Below are 1,617 nucleotides of genomic sequence, written 5' to 3'. Positions count from 1 at the left end.
CTGCCCGAGTCCGCGGCCCGGGACCGCCTGGTCGATGGTCATGGGGTTCCCCCTCTTTCCCTGTGTCAGTGGTCAGTTGACGAGGGATCACTCCATCAGGTCCGGGCCCGGGGGGCCGTAACGGACGTCACATGCCGGCCATGTGAACGCCGTGTACCGGAATTATGGGCTCCGTCACAGCGCACGGGGAGTCCGGCTGGTCGGATGTCCCGGTGCGCAGACTCCTTCCCCTCGCCCTCACCGGCCTGCTCGCCGTGACCGCCTGCCAGTCCGGCGGCGGCACCGGCGCCGACGACGACGCCCGCGACCTCAACACCATGGAGTCGCTCCCGCTCCACGCCTATCTGCCGGACCCGGAGGCCGGGGGCGCGAAGGCCGTCGACCGGGCACAGTGGATCCTGACCGGGAAGTGCATGCTCCGGCTCGGCTTCACCAGCTTCACGGCGTTCGACGTCAGGAGCGTCGAGTCCACCTACCCGGTGCGGCAGGGCACCCCCACGGGCGGCGGCAGGGTCGGTGACGACAGCCCGTACGGGGTGGACGACCCCGACCTGGCGGCCACGTACGGCTACCACGGGCGGCCGGGGCAGGAGTCCGCCGAACAGCCCCTGGAGTGGGCCGCCGACCAGTACCCGGCCCTCACCGGCCGTTTCGGGACCGGCGACAGCCGCCGGGCGCACGGCCACCCCATCCCCGAGGGCGGCTGCATGGGCGAGGCGCGCCGGAAGATCTACGGCGCCGAGCCCGAGCCGGCCGAGATCGGCGGGGTACGGCTCACCGGCCCCTACACGGTCGCCATGAAGCTGTGGGCCGACGCACACGCGCGGGCGAGGAAGGACGCCGCCTGGAAGCAGGCCGACCGTGCCTGGGCGCAGTGCATGAAGGAGCAGGGGCTGCACTACCCGGACCCGGAGCGGGCGTCGACCGACCTCGCCTGGTTCCGCACCGACAAACCGTCGGCCAAGGAGAGGAAGACCGCCGCCGCCGACGCCCGCTGCAAGCTCGACACCGGCTACGTCAAGGCCGTGCACGCCGTCGAGACCCGCGCGCAGCAGGCCGCCGTCGACAAGAACAGGAAGGCGCTGGAGAGCCGGGAGGCAGTCCACGAGCGCGCGGTCGCGAACGCCCGCAAGGTCATCGCCGAAGCCTCCTGACCCCGGCCGGCGAACCGTCCCGGAGGGGATCAACGCGGCGGTGACCGCCCCGGCCGGGACCGGCGCGGCGGTGACCGCCCCGGCCGGGACCCACGCGGTGGGAGCGGCCCGAAAACCGGTGGTGGGCGCGGACCCCGGCCGGGAGACTCGACCGCATGTTCGTGACGATCTCGACCACCGGCACGGCCGCGCGCCCGGCCACCGACCTCGGGTTCCTGCTGCACAAGCACCCCGACAAGGCACAGGCGTTCTCCACCTCGTACGGCACGGCCCATGTGTTCTACCCCGAGGCGGACGCCGAACGCTGCACGGCCGCGCTGCTGCTGGAGATCGATCCCGTCGCGCTGGTCAGGCGCGGCCGGGGCAAGGGCCATGGCGGCGCACCCGACGCGGCCCTTGCCCAGTACGTCAACGACCGTCCGTACGCGGCCTCCTCGCTGCTGGCCGTCGCGCTGGGCAACGT

1 protein-coding gene and 1 pseudogene are annotated in these 1,617 nt (G+C 73.0%); both read left to right on the top strand.

Going from position 1 to position 1,617, the window contains the following annotated elements:
* The first annotated feature begins 164 nt into the window (after positions 1 to 164).
* Positions 165 to 1,154 (top strand): hypothetical protein, encoded by a 990-nt coding sequence (locus tag H5J33_RS34540; protein ID WP_220213021.1) that lies wholly within the window; start codon positions 165 to 167, stop codon positions 1,152 to 1,154.
* A gap of 155 nt (positions 1,155 to 1,309) precedes the next feature.
* Positions 1,310 to 1,617, top strand: a pseudogene (locus H5J33_RS34535) (3' terminal RNA ribose 2'-O-methyltransferase Hen1); the annotation flags it as partial.

Source organism: Streptomyces sp. WELS2, assembly GCF_013870595.1.
Lineage (GTDB): Bacteria > Actinomycetota > Actinomycetes > Streptomycetales > Streptomycetaceae > Streptomyces.
The sequence above is the reverse complement of the archived record's forward strand: the minus strand, read 5'-3'. Positions and strand labels throughout refer to the sequence as shown.

What these genes read in the sequence shown, in the direction of transcription:
- H5J33_RS34540 (WP_220213021.1), top strand. Translation starts at nt 165, where the DNA reads ATGGGCTCCGTCACAGCGCACGGGGAGTCCGGCTGGTCGGATGTCCCG.